Origin of the sequence: Brevibacterium picturae (genome assembly GCF_900105045.1) — a bacterium.
Lineage (GTDB): Bacteria > Actinomycetota > Actinomycetes > Actinomycetales > Brevibacteriaceae > Brevibacterium > Brevibacterium picturae.
Genome location: NZ_LT629739.1, coordinates 447521 through 466899 on the forward strand (window position 1 = coordinate 447521; position 19379 = coordinate 466899).

General features: G+C 63.9%; 17 protein-coding genes and 1 pseudogene. 13 read left to right on the forward strand and 5 right to left on the reverse strand.

Translation table 11 applies throughout. The features are described from left to right. Nucleotides 1–188: 188 nt before the first annotated feature. Nucleotides 189–437: a hypothetical protein gene (locus BLT92_RS02085; protein WP_092102596.1), complete on the forward strand. Its 249-nt coding sequence runs from the start codon at nucleotides 189–191 to the stop codon at nucleotides 435–437. An 88-nt stretch (nucleotides 438–525) separates the two neighbouring features. Here the strand turns inward: BLT92_RS02085 and thpD are convergent, their stop codons facing one another. Continuing rightward, a complete protein-coding gene (thpD, locus tag BLT92_RS02090; protein WP_346034997.1) occupies nucleotides 526–1434 on the reverse strand; it encodes an ectoine hydroxylase in 909 nt (302 codons plus the stop codon). Nucleotides 1435–1738: 304 nt separating this feature from the next. On the opposite strand from thpD, the gene BLT92_RS02095 reads away from it, so the two are divergent. From BLT92_RS02095 to BLT92_RS02115, 5 genes and pseudogenes are all read left to right on the forward strand, one after another. Next, nucleotides 1739–3076 (forward strand): dicarboxylate/amino acid:cation symporter, encoded by a 1338-nt coding sequence (locus tag BLT92_RS02095; protein WP_092102602.1) that lies wholly within the window; start codon nucleotides 1739–1741, stop codon nucleotides 3074–3076. A 257-nt stretch (nucleotides 3077–3333) separates the two neighbouring features. Further along, on the forward strand, nucleotides 3334–3810 hold the full coding sequence (locus BLT92_RS02100) for a hypothetical protein (protein WP_092102606.1): 477 nt from the start codon (nucleotides 3334–3336) through the stop codon (nucleotides 3808–3810). A 37-nt stretch (nucleotides 3811–3847) separates the two neighbouring features. Next, entirely contained in the window at nucleotides 3848–4873 is a 1026-nt protein-coding gene (locus BLT92_RS02105) for a D-cysteine desulfhydrase family protein (RefSeq protein WP_092102609.1), read from the forward strand. Between the two features lie 80 nt (nucleotides 4874–4953). Then, entirely contained in the window at nucleotides 4954–5439 is a 486-nt protein-coding gene (gene rraA / locus BLT92_RS02110) for a ribonuclease E activity regulator RraA (protein ID WP_092102612.1), read from the forward strand. A 68-nt stretch (nucleotides 5440–5507) separates the two neighbouring features. Further along, nucleotides 5508–5880, forward strand: a pseudogene (locus tag BLT92_RS02115) (PH domain-containing protein). A 27-nt stretch (nucleotides 5881–5907) separates the two neighbouring features. Here the strand turns inward: BLT92_RS02115 and BLT92_RS02120 are convergent. Beyond that, a complete protein-coding gene (locus BLT92_RS02120; RefSeq protein ID WP_092102615.1) occupies nucleotides 5908–6405 on the reverse strand; it encodes a hypothetical protein in 498 nt (165 codons plus the stop codon). 114 nt (nucleotides 6406–6519) lie between these two features. Here BLT92_RS02120 and BLT92_RS02125 point away from each other — a divergent pair, with 114 nt between their 5' ends. Next, complete coding sequence (locus BLT92_RS02125) at nucleotides 6520–6750, forward strand: hypothetical protein (protein ID WP_157691306.1); 231 nt, start codon at nucleotides 6520–6522, stop codon at nucleotides 6748–6750. Nucleotides 6751–6794: 44 nt separating this feature from the next. Here the strand turns inward: BLT92_RS02125 and BLT92_RS02130 are convergent, their stop codons facing one another. Further along, the gene (locus BLT92_RS02130; protein WP_092108684.1) at nucleotides 6795–8384 is read right to left on the reverse strand and encodes an acetolactate synthase large subunit; all 1590 of its coding nucleotides are present in this window, start codon (nucleotides 8382–8384) and stop codon (nucleotides 6795–6797) included. Between the two features lie 223 nt (nucleotides 8385–8607). Here BLT92_RS02130 and BLT92_RS02135 point away from each other — a divergent pair, with 223 nt between their 5' ends. Continuing rightward, complete coding sequence (locus BLT92_RS02135) at nucleotides 8608–9561, forward strand: VOC family protein (protein ID WP_092102622.1); 954 nt, start codon at nucleotides 8608–8610, stop codon at nucleotides 9559–9561. On the opposite strand, the gene BLT92_RS02140 is transcribed toward BLT92_RS02135, so the two are convergent. Continuing rightward, the gene (locus tag BLT92_RS02140; protein ID WP_231938979.1) at nucleotides 9512–11698 is read right to left on the reverse strand and encodes a heavy metal translocating P-type ATPase; all 2187 of its coding nucleotides are present in this window, start codon (nucleotides 11696–11698) and stop codon (nucleotides 9512–9514) included. The two genes, BLT92_RS02135 and BLT92_RS02140, sit on opposite strands and share 50 nt — an antisense overlap. Before the next feature lie 580 nt (nucleotides 11699–12278). Between BLT92_RS02140 and BLT92_RS02145 the strand changes: the two genes are divergently transcribed. The 5 genes from BLT92_RS02145 to BLT92_RS02165 all read left to right on the forward strand — a co-directional run bounded on the left by BLT92_RS02145 (nucleotide 12279) and on the right by BLT92_RS02165 (nucleotide 18315). Then, on the forward strand, nucleotides 12279–13211 hold the full coding sequence (locus BLT92_RS02145; RefSeq protein ID WP_092102626.1) for a hypothetical protein: 933 nt from the start codon (nucleotides 12279–12281) through the stop codon (nucleotides 13209–13211). Between the two features lie 332 nt (nucleotides 13212–13543). Next, on the forward strand, nucleotides 13544–15052 hold the full coding sequence (locus BLT92_RS02150; RefSeq protein WP_172802538.1) for a GntP family permease: 1509 nt from the start codon (nucleotides 13544–13546) through the stop codon (nucleotides 15050–15052). Continuing rightward, nucleotides 15049–16434: a four-carbon acid sugar kinase family protein gene (locus BLT92_RS02155; protein ID WP_092102629.1), complete on the forward strand. Its 1386-nt coding sequence runs from the start codon at nucleotides 15049–15051 to the stop codon at nucleotides 16432–16434. Before BLT92_RS02150 ends, BLT92_RS02155 begins: the two co-directional genes overlap by 4 nt. 76 nt (nucleotides 16435–16510) lie before the next feature. Then, complete coding sequence (gene pdxA, locus BLT92_RS02160) at nucleotides 16511–17554, forward strand: 4-hydroxythreonine-4-phosphate dehydrogenase PdxA (RefSeq protein WP_172802539.1); 1044 nt, start codon at nucleotides 16511–16513, stop codon at nucleotides 17552–17554. A gap of 29 nt (nucleotides 17555–17583) precedes the next feature. Further along, nucleotides 17584–18315, forward strand: a complete 732-nt coding sequence (locus BLT92_RS02165) for a DeoR/GlpR family DNA-binding transcription regulator (protein ID WP_092102632.1) — start codon at nucleotides 17584–17586, stop codon at nucleotides 18313–18315. Between the two features lie 44 nt (nucleotides 18316–18359). Here the strand turns inward: BLT92_RS02165 and BLT92_RS02170 are convergent, their stop codons facing one another. Then, nucleotides 18360–19334 carry an NADP-dependent oxidoreductase gene (locus BLT92_RS02170; RefSeq protein ID WP_197679658.1) on the reverse strand — a complete coding sequence of 325 codons (975 nt, stop codon included), beginning with the start codon at nucleotides 19332–19334 and terminating at the stop codon, nucleotides 18360–18362. Between the last annotated feature and the right edge of the window lie 45 nt (nucleotides 19335–19379).

Sequence of the window (19379 nt, forward strand, 5' to 3'; positions counted from 1 at the left end):
GCTCGAACCTGGTATCACCATCATGCGCGCTCAAACGCCCCAGCGATACGGCAACGGCGTGATTTTCGTGAACCGTTTCGTACACAATCGCCCCGATGGCGGCGCCAGCACCAGTCCCCTACTGAGCCGGTGCCTCCCGGAGTAGCATGAGAGCCAAGTACGATCTGCACAATGCGAGGTGTTGGGACATGAACGATGATCAGAATCTGCAGAAGAAGGCCGATGAGATCAACAGCAAACTCGACGAGGTGGCTTCGAAGGCCAGCGGACCGGATGTCTCGTACGGATCGACTCCCGGTTACGTCCAGGACAATGTCGAAGAGGATGCTCAGGCCGCTGCCGAGGACGAAGGTGTGACGCTCTATCGTCACCCGGACGGTTCGCACGAGGCGGTCGACGAGTCGAAGATGGCTCCGGAGATCGACTCAGACGGCTGACCCTCCATGCACGGATGAAGCCCGGCATCTGAACGACCAGGTGCCGGGCTTCTGAGCATGCCTACTCCATCATGCGGGATCGAGGAACTCAGGAACCGGCGGGAGTGAAGTCCGTGCTGCCGGCGAACTCGGGCCGCGGCTTCGGTGCGGCGAAGGGTTCGACGCACGTGTTCTCCACCGAGTTGTAGACGATGAAGATGTTCGACCGTGAATACGGGGTGACATTGCCGTTCGAGGCGTGCATGCAATTGGAGTCGAACATGACCGCACCACCGGCAGGCCCCTCGAGGACGTCGATGCCGTACTCATCGGCGAAATCGCTCAGCGTCTGCGGATCAGGGGTGCCCGCACCCTGCATGACCAGCGACTTCTTGTAGTTGTCCTCCGGTGTGCCGCCGACGCAGCTGATGTAGCGCTGATGCGATCCGGGCATGATCATCAGCGGCCCGTTGAACGAGTAGTTGTCGGTCAGCGACAACGACAGGCTCACGGCACGCGGCTCGGGCATACCATCCTCGGCGTGCCAGGTTTCGAAGTCCGAGTGCCAGGAGAACTCCTTGCCGACGAACCCGGGCTTGTAGTTGATGCGGCTCTGGTGGATGTAGACCTCGGACCCCAGCAGCTGCTCCGCCCGGGCGATGACCCGCGGATCATTGGCGATCTTGGCGAAGATCTCGTTGTTGCGATGGATGTCGAAGATCGACCTGACCTCGTTGGACTTCGCCTCGACAATGGTGGCGTCGTCGTCCTTGATCGTCGGATCGTTGGCCAAACGGTGCAGCTCGACCCGGAACGTCTCGAGCTCATCCGGGGTGATGAGCTCGTCGATGGTGAGATACCCCTTGTCGTCGTAATGCTGCAGCGTCGCCGCGTCGAAAGGTCCCTGTTCGGGCGAGCCGAAGGCGATCGGGCCTCTGCGGTCGAGGACTTCGGTTCTCTCGCCGGTGCGAGTGGGGTAGAGATCCTTGGTTGTCGATGGTGAGATTACAGTCATCATTCTCCTTCCTCGGATTGTGCGAATGCCTGGTCGCTCCGGGACAGGATCTGTGGGAACGACAGAAGCATTCCGCTTGTGCCGCCACGGTAACAGGGGGAATCATTCGGGGAAAGCGACCACCAGGCCTCATATCCACGCAGCCACGTGTCGTCCGGGTCGATGCACATGCTCGGGTCCTTCTCACAGAGGAGGACGATACGGCCAGCATCCGCTCAATCCTCTAGCATCTCCTGGACAGGATTCCTTGTCCTCGCAGCGCTCCGATATCTCAGCGCCCGAAAACACCAGGAAAGGTCATCGCGTCATGCCATCCACTGCAGGAGCTGCCAGAACGCAGCCACGGTCATCGTCGAGACTTCGCAGCATCCTGCGCAACTACCGCTTCCCGCTGTTCATCCTCACCGGCGTCGTCATCGGCGCGATCATCGGGTTGATCTTCGGCGAGAGGGCCACGGTCATCAAACCCTTCGGCACCCTGTTCATCAACATGATGTTCACCCTCGTCGTCCCACTCGTCTTCTTCTCCATCTCCTCGGCGGTGGCGGGCATGTCCTCGGCCACGCGACTGGGCAAGATCCTGGGCAGCATGCTCGGCATCTTCGCCATCACCGGCATCGTCTCCTCCATCGTCATGATCGCGGCCCTGTGGATCACCAACGCCGCCGAGGGTGTCCAGGTTGAGATGACACAGCCGGAGGACGTCGAAGAGGTCGGGTCGATCGGCGACCAGCTCGTGTCGACCTTCGTCGTCGATGACTTCTCGAAGATCCTCTCCGCCGAGCACATGCTCGCCCTCATCGTCTTCGCCGTCATCGTCGGCATCGCCACCAGCAGCATCGGTGAGACGGGTAAGCCCTTCGCCGCCTTCCTGAGCTCCGGCGCCGAGGTGTTCCTCAAGTTCACGTCGATCATCATGTACTACGCCCCGATCGGCTTGGGCGCCTACTTCGCAGCCCTCATCGGCGAGCTCGGGGCCCAGCTGGTCGGCGACTACGTTCGCGTCTTCCTCGTCTACTACCCCGTCGCGATCGTGTACTTCGTCGTCGCATTCACGCTGTATGCCTTCCTGGCCGGCGGTCGTCGCGGGATCTCTGCGTTCTGGGCGAACATCATCGAGCCCACGGCGATCTCCCTGGGCACGTCCTCCTCGGTGGCGGCGATCCCGGCCAACCTCCGTGCCGGCAAGCGCATCGGCGTGCCCCGCGACATCCGGGAAACGATCGTTCCCATCGGGGCGACGATCCACATGGAGGGATCGAGCCTGTCGGCGATCCTCAAGATCGCCTTCCTCTTTGCCGTCTTCCAGCGCGACTTCTTCACGCCCGGCAACATCCTCATCGGCATCGCCGTGGCACTGCTGGCCGGGATGGTCATGGCCGGCATCCCCTCCGGCGGATTCATCGGCGAGCTGATGATCATCACCCTCTACGGCTTCCCCGCCGCGGCTCTGCCCATCATCCAGATCATCGGCACCGTCATCGATCCCCCGGCGACGACCGTCAATTCGGTCGGTGACCAGGCCAGTTCCATGATGGTCGCCCGTGCCCTCGACGGAAAGGACTGGATGGACAGGACCGACGAATCGGAGGAGATCGAATCGGATGACACCCCCGCCGAGGCGGTTGCCCCCGAAAATTCTTGATCACGATCGTATTTCGAACGTGAAGTCAAAAGCGCCCTTGTGCGATACATAGCCGGTCCATGTGACAAGAAACCCTGCGTCTATGTCGATTCTGCAACATCACTGCAATGATGGTTTCACGCATGCGCAACAGTCTCTGTGAATTTCCTCAACAGTCATCTCTTGGCGCTCACCTGCAGTGACGATAATCGACGAGGTCGATGACATTTCACTGCCAGTCGCTCACACTGACTGTCACCGCAGGAGGCAATGACGCTATGAACACCACCATCCGCAATCGCGCAGCAGCACTGTCACTCGCCGCGGTCGCCGGCCTCGCAGGAGTCGCGCTCACCGGCGGAACCGCGCTGGCTGCAAACGACTCCCCAGCGGATTCCGGGTCCAACGCCGAGGTCAGCGCTGCCGTCGCTGCGCACAGCGACGGCGATCCGAGGAATGCGTCCGGCTACGCGGATGCGCTCGTCACGGCATGGGGCGCCGGCTCAGACGCGGAAGTCAGTGAATACGCCACACCCGGCGTCGTCGAAGCCCTGACCGAGCACGGTGACGAGCATGCGACTCAATGGGATCGCATCGCCGCCGACGGGGCCGCCGATTCATCCTCCGTGGTCTATAAGAACAAGGCCACCGGAGAATTGCTGACCTTCGACGTCGATAACGAAGCCGCCACCCATGGCGACCACCCAGCGGTTCACCACGTCCGCTTCAAGGACCGCACCCAACCATCTCACTGAGCCTGCCATCAGCAGTCGGCAAGTACACTCGGGAACCATGGTCGACCTGAACACGCTGCCCCGCCGCCACTACACCACGGGGCCCACCCCGCTTGAGCACCTCGGAGACTTGAGCATGAAGCTGGGCGGACCGCAGATCTGGATCAAACGCGATGACCAACTGGGCCTGACTCAGGGTGGGAACAAAACCCGCAAACTCGAGTTCCTCATCGCCGATGCCCTGGCGCAGGGCGCCGATACTCTCGTCACCGCGGGCGGCGTGCAGTCCAATCACTGCCGGCTCACACTCTCAGCGGCCCGGCGTGAAGGGCTCGACTGCCACCTTGTGCTCGAAGAGGACCTCGGCCCCGACGCCAAGCCGGTTCCAGCGGAAGCCGGCGGCAATCCCGCCGAGCACACGGGCAATTTCCTGCTCTTCGACCTCCTCGGCGCGGATTCGGTTGAGGTCCACCCCCACGGCAGCGACCTCATCGCTCGCGCCGAGAATCTCGCCGCCGAACTCAAGGGACGGGGAAAGAACCCCTACATCATCCCCGTCGGCGGCTCGAATGCCACCGGGGCTCTGGGCTATGTCGATTGTGCCCAAGAACTGCTCACCCAATTCGCCGAGGTGGGCCTGGACGTCTCGTCGCTCGTCACCCCGAGCGGGTCTGCCGGGATGCAGGCCGGACTCATCGCCGGCCTCCACCGCGAGGGCAGTCAGATCCCGGTCCTCGGGATCAACGTCAGCCGCACACAGGAGGTGCAGGAACACAAGATCGTGGGCCTCGTTGATGAGGTCGCGTCGTTCCTCGAACTGCCGCCGGTCCCTCGCGATCGCAGCGTGGGCCTGGGCGACTACTTCGGCACCGGCTATGGGCTGCCCACACCTGGAATGGTCGAGGCGGTGCGGCTCTTCGCCGAGACCGAGGGCATCCTGCTCGATCCCGTCTACACGGGGAAGGCTGCGGCCGGTCTCATCGATCTGATCCGGCAGGGGCGTTTCGAGGCAAACGATACCGTGGTCTTCATCCATTCGGGTGGAGTGCCCGGCCTCTATGCTCGAGCCGGAGCATTCGCTTAGTCTGGAAGCGAACTTCTTCTCAATCGACCCACTTGCTCGACTGCCCCACCTCTCGACTGCCCCACTTGGAGGAAACCACCATGACCGTCTCCACCGCTGACCTCTGGGACGAACGCGGACCAGAGCTTCACTCACTGGCCCTGAACTTCGGTGACTTCGGCGCGAAGGACTCGTTCTCAGGGCCGGCCCGGACCGTGCGCTGCTTCGAGGACAACGCTCTGGCGAAGTCGACACTGTCCCAGCCCGGCGACGGTGCTGTGCTCATCATCGACGGCGGTGGATCGATCGCGACCGCACTCATGGGCGACATGATCGCCGAGCTCGCTGTGAGCAACGGCTGGGCCGGAGTCGTCATCAATGGAGCCGTCCGTGACCGAGCCGCACTGGCCTCCATCGGCCTGGGGATCAAAGCGCTGGCCAGCAACCCGCGCAAGAGCAGAAAGACCGGCGAGGGTGAACTCGATGTCACGATCGAGGTCGGCGGAGCCATGATCCAGCCCGGCGCCATGGTGTTCGCAGATCCCGACGGAGTTGTGGTGGAGAAGCAGCCGCACGCTGAGAAGTAGCCACACGCCTCCACACCGGGCGCTGCAGCCGATTCACTGTTTGACTACTTTCACAGTATGATCCGGTTATGGCTACAGAACTTCAGGCACTTGCAGCATGGACATTCACATCGGAGTGCCCCCATTCCCGATGACCTCGGTCCGATCCTGGTGACAGGCGAGACTCCGATCTCCGCGTTCAGAACGATCCGCGACTCGGCGATCTTCACGAACAAGCGGTTGATCATTCGTGACGCCCAAGGACTGAGCGGCAAGAAGATCGAAATGTACTCGATCCCCTATTCGTCCATCAACATGTGGTCGAGCGAGAACAGCGGAAAGCTCGACTTCAACGCCGAGCTGGAGCTGTGGACTCGAGCCGGGCATCTGAAGATCAAGATCGGCAAGGGCCTCGATGTCCGCAAGCTCGACAACCTCATCGCCCAAGCCGTCATCGGCTGATTCGGCGCGACCGTCACCGATTCAGCCTCAGCGATGCACTGAGTCGAAGTCCTGATCTGCCGACTTCCACACCGTGTCCGCTTCGACGACCGAGCCGTTGCCGGTCACTTCTTCGACTGTCTCGATGCCGTAGATGTATGACCAGGTGCCGGCGTCTGTGGTCCCGGTGACCATGAGCACCTCATAGTCGAAAGCTGCACTGCCGGCGGCCTGAACCGCGTCTGCAGTGGCCTTCTTATCGGTGTTCGGCTGCCCTTGTGAGGGGAATTCGACGTGCAGCCGATCAACGTCGGTTTCATGATTGAAGTCCGGGTTGCTCTCGGACTCACGGTGCACATGAACTGCGTCGATGCTGTCGATGAGGAAGTCACCGAGTTCGTCGGTGCTGTCGAAGTCGCCGCCGGGAATTTCGGCGCTCTGCCCAGGTTCGATGTCGGCTTCTTCGGCATCGCCGGGACTGCAGCCGCCGAGTGTGAGGGCTGCTGCCACGACCAGGGCAGAGACAAACTGGGGAACTGACTTCATGGGCTCCACCCTATCGATTTTGAAACCACCGCGTTGACAGAATCCATGAAGCTTTCACACCCGCCGGAGGTATAATACGGGCATCGAATCTGCGATGAAGTGGGGCGAATCATCATGACCGCAGAAGTGAAGAGATCACACAATTCCACCAATCGAATCAGCCGTCTGGCCAGACGATTCACAAGTGTGAACATCGGCCAGGGACAGAAGGTCGGATACACCGAAGACAGCTCGGAAGCGCGTCTGCAGTCCACTGCCACGCACGAAGGGATCAAGCTCTATCGCAATCCCGATGGCTCACACGAAGCCATCGATGAATCACAGGCAGGAGACATGTTCGACTGACGGGCACGGCCCCAGACCTCGACCGCACCGTACTCACTGTCGGATCAGACGAACACCTCGATGAGTCGCGGCCCGGAGTCAGCCATGCCTGCACGGAAATCACGATCGAGCTCTTCGATCGTCTCGACTCGTGTTGCCGGCACACCCATGCCCTGTGACAGCGACACCCAGTCGATGGCGGGGTCGCCGATATCGAGAAGGGATTCGGCCTTCGGCCCGAAGTCGGGGACGCCGACATTGGACATCTCATTGCGCAGAATCTGATATTTCCGGTTGGCGAAGATGAGAACAACGATGTCGAGCTGCTCGCGGGCGCAGGTCCACAGCGACTGCGGGTTGTACATTCCCGAACCGTCGGATTCTAAGACGATGACCTTCCGCTCGGGGCTCGAGATCGCAGCCCCGGCCCCGACGGGGAGTGCCCAGCCGATGGATCCGCCGGTGCCGCCGAGGTAGTCGTGGGATTGCGACCCTGCCGTCTGGGCGTAGAAATCCCGGCCGGTGGTGATGGACTCGTCGACGACGATCGCGTTTTCGGGGATGGCTCCGGAGAGCCAAGCGGCGAGCTTCGCCGCTGTGATCGTGCCGCTCGGGACGGGTGCGGGCGCCAGCTGCGCCCGCAGGGACGGTTGGGCAGGTGAACTGCCGGCCGCCTCGGCGACTGAACTGCGGTTCTTACTTGACCCGACCGCCTCGCTGAGGGCCTCGAGCGCCTGCTGCGAGTCGGCGCCGATGGGACTGAGCGTGAAGAACGTGGTGCCCGGTGCGGTGAGCACGCTCGGCTTATCGGGGTAGGCGAAGAAGGCGACGGGCGGTTTGGCGTCGACGAAGATGAGGGCGTCGAAGTTCTTCAGCAGCTCGACAGACGGTTCCACCGGGTACGGGATCTTCGTCACCGCGGGCCGGCCGGCACCGCGTTCGGTCCGCGGCGCGAAGGTCTCGGCGAGCAGTGTCGCACCGGTCGCCTCGGCTATTCGAGCTGCTGCCTCGAGCTGTGACGAACGCAGTGCACGTCCGCCGAGGAGGATGGCAGTCCGCGGACCGGCCTCCCGCAGGCGTGCGGCCGCTGCGTCGACCTCGGCCGGGCTGATCGAGGCCGGGGTGGGTGCGACTGCATTCGGGGGCAGTGTGTACCCCTCAGCGGTGTTCCACGCGGTATCGGCGGGGAGGATGAGCGAACTGATCTGTCCCGGAAGGCTGTAGCCGATGGCATCAGCTGCGTCCTTGGCGATCGAGTTCGCCGATGGTGAGGTGCGCACCCAGTTGCTGAACGGTCGCAGAGCGCCTTCGATGTCAGAGGTCAGCGGTGCGTCGAGGCCCCGGTGGTAGCCGGCATGATCGCCGATGATGTTGACCATCGAGGCCCGGGCTCGCAGCGCATTGTGCAGGCTGGAGAGACCATTGGCCGCACCGGGACCCAGGTGCAGCAGCGTGGCAGCCGGTTTGTCGAGCATTCGGGAGTAGCCGTCGGCGGCTCCGGTGACGACTCCTTCGAAGAGGCCGAGGACTCCTCGCACGTGGGGCTGTCGGTCGAGGGCTGCGACGAAGTGCATCTCCGAGGTGCCGGGGTTGGCGAAGCAGACCTCGATCCCGTTGTGGCCCAGCGTCTCCAGCAGGCTCTCTGCACCGTTCATGCCTTCATCTCCTTCGAAGTCGGTCATGGAGGTATCCCCCATGGTCAGCAGTTGCCTCTGTCGTATCACACCAAGAAGTTCTGGTGCTGGAGTGTCTGAATCGGATCTCCTGAAGCACGGCATGGGAATAATCGCCTTGCCATGTCGGTTGACTGAGTGTAGAGTACTAGTTGAAGGTTCAACTAGTAACATCATTCGGACCACTCTTCGTTAGGACGCTGACATGACCGCCACCGACAACGCCTCCGCTTCCACCCAGCAGCGTTCCGCTGTCAACGACACGACCCTCAACGTCGATACAGGCATGGATGCTGTCACCCTGCGAGTCGGCGACCTCGAGAACATGTCAACGTACTACGCGAACGCCCTGGCCATGGAGCCCATCGAAGAGGTCTCGCGCGGCAACGGGGTCCATCGCGTGCTCGGCCGCGGCACCACCCCGATGGTCAAGCTCGTCTCGACCCCGGACCTGCCCGGAGTCGATCCCCGTCAGGCGGGGCTGTTCCACACCGCTTTCCTGTACAAGGATCAGGCCTCGCTGGCGGCGACTGTCGCCCATGCCGCGCAGAACACGAACTCACGCTTCGTCGGCTCGAGCGACCACCTCGTCAGCGAAGCCTTCTACTTCACCGACCCCGAGGGCAATGGCATCGAGCTCTACGTCGACCGGGACCGCTCGCAGTGGCAGCACACCACGGACGGTGAGGTGCGCATGGACACGATCTACCTCGACCCCAACGCCTTCCTGGCCGAGCACCTCGACGATCAGATCATTGCTAACACCTCGGCGCAGCCCGGCAAGGTCGGACACGTCCACCTGCAGGTCGGCGATGTGCCCACGGCACGTTCCTTCTACGTCGACGCACTCGGCTTCGAACCGACCTTCGCCTCGATGCCCGGCGTGCTCTTCGCCTCGGCCGGCGGCTACCACCACCACGTGGCGATGAACACCTGGAACAGCCAGGGTGCAGGCCCACGCGCAGCCAGCCTCGGCCTCGGCGACGTTGCGATCACCGTCCCCGGACGCGAAGATCTCGATGCCCTCGTGGCCCGTCTGAGCGCACGCAGCATGCAGTTCGCTGACGATGGCCGTTCGGTGCGTCTCTCCGACCCCTGGGGCACCCAAGTCACCGTGGCCGCCGGCGCCAGCTCCGTCGACGAGGCACTGGCGCGGTAACTGTCCGGCTCGAGGCAGTAGCCGACACTTCGGGCCGCAGATCCAGCCGACGCAGCAGCTGCGCATTGAGCGCGACCACGATTGTCGAGATCGACATCAGGATCGCTCCCACGCTCATCGGCAGGACGAACCCGATGGGTGCCAAGACACCGGCGGCGAGCGGAACCGAGATGAGGTTGTAGCCGGCGGCCCACCACAGGTTCTGCTTCATCTTCCTGAACGTGGCCCGTGAGAGCTCGATGACCGAGAGCACGGACCGCGGATCATCAGAGGCCAGGATCACACCGGCCGATCCGATGGCCACGTCAGTGCCGGCACCGATCGCGATTCCGACGTCGGCTGCTGCCAAGGCGGGTGCATCGTTGACGCCGTCGCCGACCATGGCCACCTTGCGGCCCCCACCCTGCAGCTCGGCCACCTTCGCGGCCTTGTCAGCGGGGTGGACCCCGGCGAAGACTCGGTCGATGCCCAGTTCCGTGGCCACGGTTTGAGCCACCGCCTCGGCGTCACCGGTGATCATGACGACTTGTGCCCCGCGCGCGTGCAGAGCGTCGACGGCCTCGCGGGATTCCGGGCGGATCTCATCGGCCAACTTCAGCGCCCCGATGACGTCGCCGTCGGAGAGGACGTGGAGGATGATGGCGCCCTCCCCACGCCACTGCTCAGCGATCGGGGCCTCACTGACTCCGTGCTCACTGAGCAGATACGGCCCGCCCACGGCCACCTCGGCGCCGTTGACCTCGGCTGTGACGCCGACTGCCGGCGAGGACGAGAAGTTCGTCGCCGTGGGGATCTCGAGACCACGCTCCTCTGCGGCGCGGACGATGGCGCGGGCCAGCGGATGCTCGCTGTCCGCCTCGGCAGCTGCGGCGAGCGCGAGGATTTCGTCGTCCTTGTTGCTCGTCTCGCTGTTTGTGTCGACCGTTTCGACGGCGGTGACGGTCGGTTCGCCCTTGGTCAGGGTGCCGGTCTTGTCGAAGAGCACCGCATCGACAGTGCGCATCGTCTCGAGCGCCAGCCGGTCCTTGATGAGGACACCGGCGCGGGCCGCGCGTTCGGTCGCGATGGACACGACGAGCGGGATGGCCAGGCCCAGGGCGTGCGGGCAGGCGATGACGAGGACGGTGATCGTGCGGACGACGGCCGAGTCCGGCAGGCCCACCAGGGACCACACGAGCGCGGTGATGACGGCCGAGCCGAGGGCGAACCAGAACAGCCAGGCCGAGGCCTTATCGGCGATCCGCTGGGCGCGTGAGGTCGAGTTCTGCGCATCGGCGACGAGTTTCTGGATGCCTGCCAGAGCGGTGTCGTCGCCGATGGCAGTGATCTCGAGGCGCAGCCCGGAGTCGGTGGCGACGGTGCCGGCCACGACGGTGTCGCCGGTCGAGCGGCGAACAGTGGTCGATTCTCCCGTGACCATGGATTCGTCCATGCTGGCCGATCCGTCGATGACCCGACCGTCGGCGGGGACGGCTGCGCCGGGGCGAACGACGACGGTGTCGCCGAGTTCGAGCTCGGCCGGGTCGACCATCACAGTCTCTCCGTCGACGATCGTCTCCGCCTCGTCGGGCAGCAGAGCCGCCAGGCTGTCCAACGCCGAGGAAGTCTGTGCCAGCGACCGCATCTCGAGCCAGTGCCCGGCGAGCATGATAACTACGAGGAGTGCCAGCTCCCACCAGAAGTCGAGCTCGGCGTCGAGAACGCCGAGTGAGGACCCCCAGGAAGAGAGGAAGGCGACGGTGATGGCCAGGGCGATGAGGAGCATCATGCCCGGGTTGCGGTCCTTCAACTCGCTCAGACCGCCGGTCAGGAACGGCTTGCCGCCCCAGAAGTACATGACCGTACCGAGTATCGGCGAAAGCCACCGCAGCCAGCCGAGGATGCCAGCCTCCGGAACCTCGTAGCCGACGAGGTGGCCGAACATCGGGCTGAAGGCGATGACTGGGATCGCGAAGATGAGCATGACCCAGAAGAGGCGTCGGAACTGAGCGACATGGTCGCCATGGCCCGAGTGACCTGCGTGGCCGGAGTGGTCGCCGTGGGTCGCGTGGCCTCCGTGCTCCTCGTGCGCCTCGTGATTGAGATGAGCGTCGTGATTGAGATGAGCGTCGTGATTGAGATGAGCGTCGTGACTCATTCGCTCGTCCACTCCCGAGTGACCGGAGTGATTCTCGTGTTCATGCGGTGTTCCCATACCGTCACCGTATACCCCGCAAGGGTATATAACAACGGGCTTCGACCTAGCTCTGCAGTCCAACACGACGCGGAGATCCGGAGGGCGGTGCGACAGCCCGCTGTCCAGCGACTACCGCAATTGCGGGCGGTCACGGCCAACGGTCGGTAAATGGTGGTCGAAGAACGAGCTTGGGTCGACCACCGGTTACCGACCGTAGGCGGATCAACGAGCGGCGGGAGGCGGATCAACGGGGCGCGAATATTGATTCACCGGCGGGGCCCATCAGCCACTTGCGATCGTTTCGCTGTGTAAAGGCTCGGTCACTGTGGGCTCAGTCCTCGCCGGTCAGCGCCGATGACGAGTCTGCCGCAGTCTGAAATCCCACAGTGCTCGACGGTGACCAGGACGTATATCCATGCAAACTCGACTCCCCTATCGCAATCGCACTTCGACACATTTCAGGTGTGGATGACGGTGGACTATCCACAGGGCACCACTGGCTCCTGGACGCACTGGGCCCGCAGGCCCAATGTGGTCGGGTATGACGCATTGGCATTCTCAGCCCATCATCTTCCAGAACGCGCCGAGACCGTTCACCCGGAGCGATCTTGGGTCCAGACGCATCACTGCCCACGCACTCAAGACGAACTCCCGGTATGTGCGGGTCTTCACCAACGTCTGGATCGACCGAGACGATGACTCGGCGATGCCCACACCCTTATGGGCGGGAACCACTTGGTTGCGCGAGGCCACCAGATTGAGCGGATTTCGACTGTTGCGTTCGGACGTCGTCGGCACACTGTGGACGGCAGCTCGCCTCTACGGCCTGCCCGTTCCGAATCGGATCCGAGACTATGCGCTCCATATCGCTGGAGACGCCACATGCATCAGGATCAGCCGGCCCGGGGTGGTCCTTCATCGTCACCAGCGTCTGAACTACTACGACTTCTTCGATCTTCCGCTTCTCGCCGTACCCCATCTGCTGATCGAAGTCGCACCGTTCCTCGACATTTCTGAGCTCGTGCAGATCGGAGATGCTGCAGTCTCCACGCGCTTCAGCGGCCCGAGAACATCTGTCGAACAGCTTCGGGCCGAGCTGCTCTCGCGCAAGCAGGTGCGGAACCGGAGACTGCTCGAACACGCGATTTCACTCATCCGACCTGCAGTCGACTCACCCCGAGAGACATGGCTGCGACTGTGGATCATCAATCACGGATTTCCTGAGCCTCAAGTTCACCCGGAGGTCCACTCTCGCATCAAGAACATCGCCCTCCGCCCAGACCTCGGCTACCCCGACATCAAGCTGGCCATCGAGTACGAAGGCGACCACCACCGCACTTCACCGGAACAATTCGCCAAGGACATCGAACGACGACAACTCATGGAGGCAGAAGGATGGACGATTCTGCGAGTGTCGAAACGCACCGACATGGCCGCTTTCGGCAATCTCCTCAGCCAACACCTGAGCAGGTAGCGCCAAGGAGCCAACGGTCGGTAACTGGTGGTCGACCCAAGCACGTTCTTCGACCACCAGTTACCTACTGTTCGCGTGCAGCCGACGCAGCGGGCCGCGACCAAACCCGGGTGGACCGTTTCGGGGTCACAGGGCCGCCTCATCTCGCGAGCTGTACACGAGGTGCTTCACTGAGGAGTGAACGCGCGGTCCTGTACATTGCATAGTTGTACATCTATACGCAATACTTGCTCATGCTGTTCAACTTCGTGTCACACTCATCGGCCTCGCTGAGTGTCGACTCGGTTCAACCCCGACTCGCTGACTGTGTCGGCCTCACTGCGGAGGATCTTATGGATCTGCAACTCATTCTGGCGCTCATCGCCGGGATCGCGACGATCGTCGTCATCGTCTTGGCGACCCGCCTCGATGCCTTCATCGCACTTCTGGCGGCATCGGTCGTCACCGGCATCGTCGCCGGTCAGGACCTACTCTCGATCGTCGACGCCATCACCACCGGCTTCGGCAACACGCTGGCCAGCATCGGCATCGTCATCGGCCTGGGCGTGGGCATCGGCAAGATCCTCGAGGTCTCCGGCGCCGCGGACTCGCTGGCGCGTGCCTTCCTGCGTGCCTTCGGCAAGGGCCGCGAACCCTGGGCCATGGGCACCGTCGGTTCGCTGGTGTCCATCCCCGTCTTCTGCGACTCCGGCTACGTGATTATGAACCCGCTGGCCCGCTCGATCTCCCGCGTCAAGCGCGGCGGCTATGTCACCCTCGCACTGGCGCTGGGCTGCGGCATGACGCTGACCCACCACATGGTGCCGCCGACCCCAGGGCCACTGGCTGCCACGGGCATCCTCGGCGCCGACATCGGCTCCGTCATCCTCACCGGTGTCATCTTCACGGTCTTTCTCCTGCCGGTCGTCGTCATCTACGCGCGCTGGATCGGCCCGAAGCTCGAACCCGTCCTCAACGCTGCCGTCAAGCACGACGTGTACGGCTCGGTCACGGCCACCTCGGCGCAAGCACAGGGCGTCGAAGGCGGCGGCGAAAACGCTGGGCCCGGAAGCGTTTCCACCATCACTGGTGAAGACTCGGACAACTCCAGCGAAGCAGGCTCGGATGACGAGACGCCGACTGTCAACAACGAAACCGGCGCCACGAAGCACCCGGGAGCCTTCCTCGGGTTCCTCCCGCTCATCGTTCCGCTGCTGCTCATTGTCGGCAACACCGTGTCGACGGCGATCGACAAGAATGCCCAGGGCGAGCTCTCCGGCGATACCTACGAGCCCTCGGCCTGGGTCGCTCCGCTGGCGTTCCTCGGCAACCCCGTCATCGCACTCATGATCGGCCTCATCCTCGCCGTCTACACCCTGCTGCCCCGCGTGACCCCACGCAATAAAGTGCAGAACTGGCTGGCCGACGGGGCAGCCTCTGCGGGACTCATCCTCCTCATCACCGGTGCCGGTGGCGCCTTCGGCATGGTGCTCACCGAATCGGGAGTCGGCGACGCCCTGGCCGAGGCGATCGCCTCGATCAGCCTGCCCGCGTTCCTCGTCCCTTTCCTCATCGCTTCCCTCGTGCGCATCGCGCAGGGATCGGGCACGGTCGCAATGATCACCGCCGCCTCGGTCACCGCCCCACTCATCGCACCGCTGGGTCTGAGCCCGCTGGTCGCCGTGATGGCCTGCACCGCAGGGTCGATGGTCTTCTCCTACTTCAACGACTCGTACTTCTGGGTCGTCACCCGCTTCACCGGCCTCGACGGCATCAATGCCATCAAGGGCTGGTCGGGCATCACCACCGCCGTGTGGGCAGGTTCCATTCCGCTGCTGTTCGTGCTCGACTTGATCGTATGAGCCAGGACAGCCCCCGGATCCTCATCGTCGCCGACGACCTCACCGGCGGCAATGCCTGCGGTGCCCTCTTCGCCGAGGCGGGGCTGTCGACGATGACGATCACCGGCACCGGCGGTGGCGGCTCATCAAGCGGCACCGGTCTGCCTGACAGTGGTGACGGTGCAGCCCGCATCGCGGGTGCCCTCGATGACTATGACACCGTCGTCGTCAATGCGAACTCCCGGCACATGCAGCCTGGAGACGCTGCAGCCTTGACCGATGCTCTCCTCCGCAGTGCCGGCCCGGTTGACCTCGTGGCCTGCCGCATTGACACGACTCTGCGCGGCAACGTGGGACCCACCGCCGAGGCGGCTCTGCGCGCCCGCCAGGATCTGGCCTCCACAACGGGGTCGGGCCGAGTGATGGGGCTGTGCATTCCTGCCTTCCCCTCCTCGGGGCGGGTCACGGTGGGAGGCAGGCAGCTGCTGAACGGCAAGCTGCTCGAAGACACCGAGCTGCGCAACGACGTCCGCTCCCCCATGCGCACCTCCGTCGTCGCCGATATCCTGCGGGAGAACACCAAACTCAGGTGCCACACCGTGGAACTGTCCACGGTGCTTGCCGGCGCCGAGGCGATCCGCGCCGACGTGCTCAAGGCGCTTGCCGCGGGCACCGAGGTCATCGTGGCCGACGCGCTGACGAACGATCACATCGATCTCATCGCCCACGCCGTCGCCGACCTCAGCCAGGAAGAGAACCTGGAATGGGTGGCCATCGATCCTGGGCCGGGCAGCCTTGCTCTCGCTCGAGCGCTCCTGCCGAAACGAGAGCCCGGGGTCATCCTCGGCGTCTCGGGTTCTGCAACCGAGGTCACCCGCGCGCAGCTGGCCAAGCTCGATGAAGATCCCACGATCACTGTGCTGCAAGCGGCACTCGATGCGGACAATCTGCCCGATGTGCAGGCCACGGTCGAGCGGGTCCGGATGGCCGCCTCGGCGAGGGCGACCACCCGGGCGAGCGCATCGGCACAGACCGAACCAGTCAGGGCCATCATCGTCGCCACCGTCGTCGATGCCTCCGATCTGCTCGAACTCACCGACGAACAGTCCGAACTCATCCCCCGCAGGCTCGCCCAGATCACTGCCGAGGTGCTGGCCACGGCCACCCTCACCGGCCTCTACACCACCGGTGGAGATGTCACCGCGGCCGTGCTCGGTGAGCTGGGCGCGCTCGGCATGGAGATCCACACCGAGATTGTGCCCTTGGCCGTGGGCGGGAGCATCGTCGGCGGAAGCGCCGCCGGAGTGCCGATCGTCACGAAGGGCGGCCTCATCGGCGATGCGGGCACGGGAGTCCTGTGCCTGGACCACCTCATGCAGACTGCAGGAATGGGCCGCGCATGAGCCCCCACAGTTTCGCGCATCGTCGCAATGTCGACGCGCGCACCACACCTGAGAACACAACGTTGAGGAGACTGACATGACCGCACCCGTACTCGCCATGACCGTGGGCGACCCGGTGGGCATCGGCCCCGAGATCACCGCGACGGTGCTCGCCGAATTCTCCGGCCGCGATGACCAGCACGGAGTCGCCGTGGCCGACCTGGCCGTGATGAAACGCGCCGTGGACGTCCTGGGACTCGACGTCGAACTGCGGGCGATCACCGACTGGTCGACACCATCGGCCGGTCAGGGCGTCATCGACGTCTTCGACATCGGTGTCCTCGGTGATGATCTTCCCGAATGGGGCGTCGTCGATGCCCGTGCCGGTCAGGCCGCCGTGACCGCGATCGAGATCGCCACGAAGGCCGCGATGAATCGTGAGATCGCCGGCATCGTCACCGGCCCCATCAACAAGGAAGCCGTGTGGAAATCCGGGTCGAAGCACCTGGGCCACACGGAGATGCTGGGCGAGCTCACCGGCGTGACCAAACAGGACACGATGTTCGTCGTCGAGAACACGAAGGTGCCCGAGCACAAGCTCCAGGTCTTCTTCGCCACCCGCCACATGTCCCTGCGGAAGGCCATCGACGCACTGACCGTCGACACCCAGGTCGACTCGATCGAACGCGCCCACCGTGCCCTGCAGCTCTACGGCGTGGCCTCACCAAGGTTGGCCGTCGCCGCGCTCAACCCGCATGGTGGCGAAAATGGTGCCTTCGGTGACGAAGAGATCGAGATCCTGCGACCCGCCGTCGAGCGCGTCGTCGACTCCGGTCTCGAGGTCGCCGGTCCGATCCCAGCGGACTCGGTCTTTCACCAGGGTCTGTCGGGCCGCTTCGACGGGATCCTCTCCCAGTATCACGATCAGGGCCACATCGCTTCGAAGACCTTCGACTTCGACGGCACGATCTCTGTCACCGTCGGGCTGCCGATCCTGCGCACCTCGGTCGATCACGGCACGGCCTTCGACATCGCAGGCCAGGGCATCGCCGATGCCGGGACGATGCGCTCGGCCTACACCGCTGCCATCGGCTACGCTCCGTTCGTCGACGGCATCCGCGCCGAGTACCTGCCGAAGTAACCAGCACCTGCCGAAGTAGGAGTCTCATCATGGCGATCCGCACGGGCACACAGAAGCGCCGCGAGGACATCCTGTCACTGCTCAAGACCGGTTCGTGGACCATCGCCCGTCTGGCCGCCGAGCTGGACACCTCAGAGTCGACGATCCGCCGGGACCTGCGTGAGATGTCCGAGACCGGTGAGGTCATCCGCACGATCGGCGGGGCCACCGCCGCCGGCTACATCGAGCCTCCGCTGGGACAGCGGATGGAAGCCAACGCCGAGGCCAAGGATGCGATTGCCGCGGCCGCGATGGACTACCTCGACGAGGGGAACGTTCGCATGGTCTTCCTCGATGCCGGTTCGACGACGGTGCGGGTGGCCCAGCGCATCCGCGATCGTTCCGATCTCACCATCATTACGCGCGGGCTCGAGATTGCCTTGGCTCTTGCCCACCCCATGGGTCCGAAGGTCATCATGGTCGGCGGTGAGGTCTCGACGATGTCGCATGGGACGACGGGAGCGCTGAGCGATCATGCGCTCGGCCGGCTCCACGTCGATGTCGCCTTCCTCGGTGCCGATGCGGTCGATCCTGCCCAGGGCCTCGGCGAACCGACCCTCGACGAGGCACGGACGAAGGAGCTCATCGCCGACCGTGCCAGACGCGTCGTGGTGCTCGCGGACAGTTCGAAGGCCGGACGCGATGTGGCTGCGTGGGCGCCTCTGCCCGAGGGGTGGATCTGGATCAACGAGCGTGGGGCGCACAGCCAGGGTCGAGGGTGAGTATCCTCGCGAAGTCCGCACCCTCCATCACTCCATGGTCAGTCTTACTCCATGGTCAGCACCAGTTTGCCTGTCGTCGTGTTCGTCTCACCTGCTTCATGCGCCTTGGCCGCATCTGACAGCGGGAACGTGTCTGCGATCGTCGCCCGCAGCTGTCCGCTCTCCACGAGGGCAGCGATCTCGAGCATGCCCGCCTGATCGACCTCGACGAGGATGGTCTCGGCCCGAACTCCCAGAGCCTCGGCCTCCTCGAAGAGTCCTTTAGTCGGGACAGGAACCGTCGACACCATGATTCCACCTGGTTTGAGAGTCCGGAGGGAGCGCAGCTGGTAGTCGCCGCCGATGGTGTCAAAGGCGATGTCGATGTCGCGAGCAGCCTCGGCGAAGTCCTTCTCGCGATAGTCGATCATCTCGTCTGCACCCAGCCCGCGGACGAAATCATGCTTCGGTGCACTTGCCGTTCCGATGACATAGGCGCCTCGCGTCTTGGCGATTTGCACGGCCATGTGCCCCACTCCGCCAGCCGCGGCGTGGATGAGAACACGGTCACCGGGGGCGATCTTCGCGGTGTCGACCAGGGACTGCCACGCGGTCAACGCCACAAGTGGAATGGCTCCGGCCTGCACGTGGTCGACAGTGCCTGGCTTCGGCACGAAGGCTCGTGTCGGACCCACAGCGTATTCGGCGTGCGCGCCGACGCCGAAGGGATAGGGCAACATCCCGAATACTTCGTCGCCTGGCTTGAACAGGGTCACGCCGACGCCCACCTGTTCGACCACCCCGGAGACGTCCCAGCCGAGGACGAAGGGCGGATCGGGGAGGAAACGGGGGCCGCTGCGGTGCTTCCAATCCGTGGGGTTCACGCCCGATGCCTTCACCTTGATGAGGAGTTGGCTCGGCCCCGGCTTCGGCTTGGGCAGCTCCACCTCGTGGAGGACCTCGGGGCCGCCGAACTCGGTCTGGTGCATGGCCTTCATCGTCGCTGCGTCTGCGTGGGCACTGCTGTTCTCTTCGTTCATGTCCTCATCATGTCGGATGCCGACAATCGACACCAGTGGGTCGGG

What these genes read in the sequence shown, in the direction of transcription:
- BLT92_RS02085 (WP_092102596.1), top strand. Translation starts at nt 189, where the DNA reads ATGAACGATGATCAGAATCTGCAGAAGAAGGCCGATGAGATCAACAGC.
- thpD (WP_346034997.1), bottom strand. Translation starts at nt 1,434, where the DNA reads ATGATGACTGTAATCTCACCATCGACAACCAAGGATCTCTACCCCACT.
- BLT92_RS02095 (WP_092102602.1), top strand. Translation starts at nt 1,739, where the DNA reads ATGCCATCCACTGCAGGAGCTGCCAGAACGCAGCCACGGTCATCGTCG.
- BLT92_RS02100 (WP_092102606.1), top strand. Translation starts at nt 3,334, where the DNA reads ATGAACACCACCATCCGCAATCGCGCAGCAGCACTGTCACTCGCCGCG.
- BLT92_RS02105 (WP_092102609.1), top strand. Translation starts at nt 3,848, where the DNA reads ATGGTCGACCTGAACACGCTGCCCCGCCGCCACTACACCACGGGGCCC.
- rraA (WP_092102612.1), top strand. Translation starts at nt 4,954, where the DNA reads ATGACCGTCTCCACCGCTGACCTCTGGGACGAACGCGGACCAGAGCTT.
- BLT92_RS02120 (WP_092102615.1), bottom strand. Translation starts at nt 6,405, where the DNA reads ATGAAGTCAGTTCCCCAGTTTGTCTCTGCCCTGGTCGTGGCAGCAGCC.
- BLT92_RS02125 (WP_157691306.1), top strand. Translation starts at nt 6,520, where the DNA reads ATGACCGCAGAAGTGAAGAGATCACACAATTCCACCAATCGAATCAGC.
- BLT92_RS02130 (WP_092108684.1), bottom strand. Translation starts at nt 8,384, where the DNA reads ATGAACGGTGCAGAGAGCCTGCTGGAGACGCTGGGCCACAACGGGATC.
- BLT92_RS02135 (WP_092102622.1), top strand. Translation starts at nt 8,608, where the DNA reads ATGACCGCCACCGACAACGCCTCCGCTTCCACCCAGCAGCGTTCCGCT.
- BLT92_RS02140 (WP_231938979.1), bottom strand. Translation starts at nt 11,698, where the DNA reads ATGAGTCACGACGCTCATCTCAATCACGACGCTCATCTCAATCACGAC.
- BLT92_RS02145 (WP_092102626.1), top strand. Translation starts at nt 12,279, where the DNA reads ATGACGCATTGGCATTCTCAGCCCATCATCTTCCAGAACGCGCCGAGA.
- BLT92_RS02150 (WP_172802538.1), top strand. Translation starts at nt 13,544, where the DNA reads ATGGATCTGCAACTCATTCTGGCGCTCATCGCCGGGATCGCGACGATC.
- BLT92_RS02155 (WP_092102629.1), top strand. Translation starts at nt 15,049, where the DNA reads ATGAGCCAGGACAGCCCCCGGATCCTCATCGTCGCCGACGACCTCACC.
- pdxA (WP_172802539.1), top strand. Translation starts at nt 16,511, where the DNA reads ATGACCGCACCCGTACTCGCCATGACCGTGGGCGACCCGGTGGGCATC.
- BLT92_RS02165 (WP_092102632.1), top strand. Translation starts at nt 17,584, where the DNA reads ATGGCGATCCGCACGGGCACACAGAAGCGCCGCGAGGACATCCTGTCA.
- BLT92_RS02170 (WP_197679658.1), bottom strand. Translation starts at nt 19,334, where the DNA reads ATGAACGAAGAGAACAGCAGTGCCCACGCAGACGCAGCGACGATGAAG.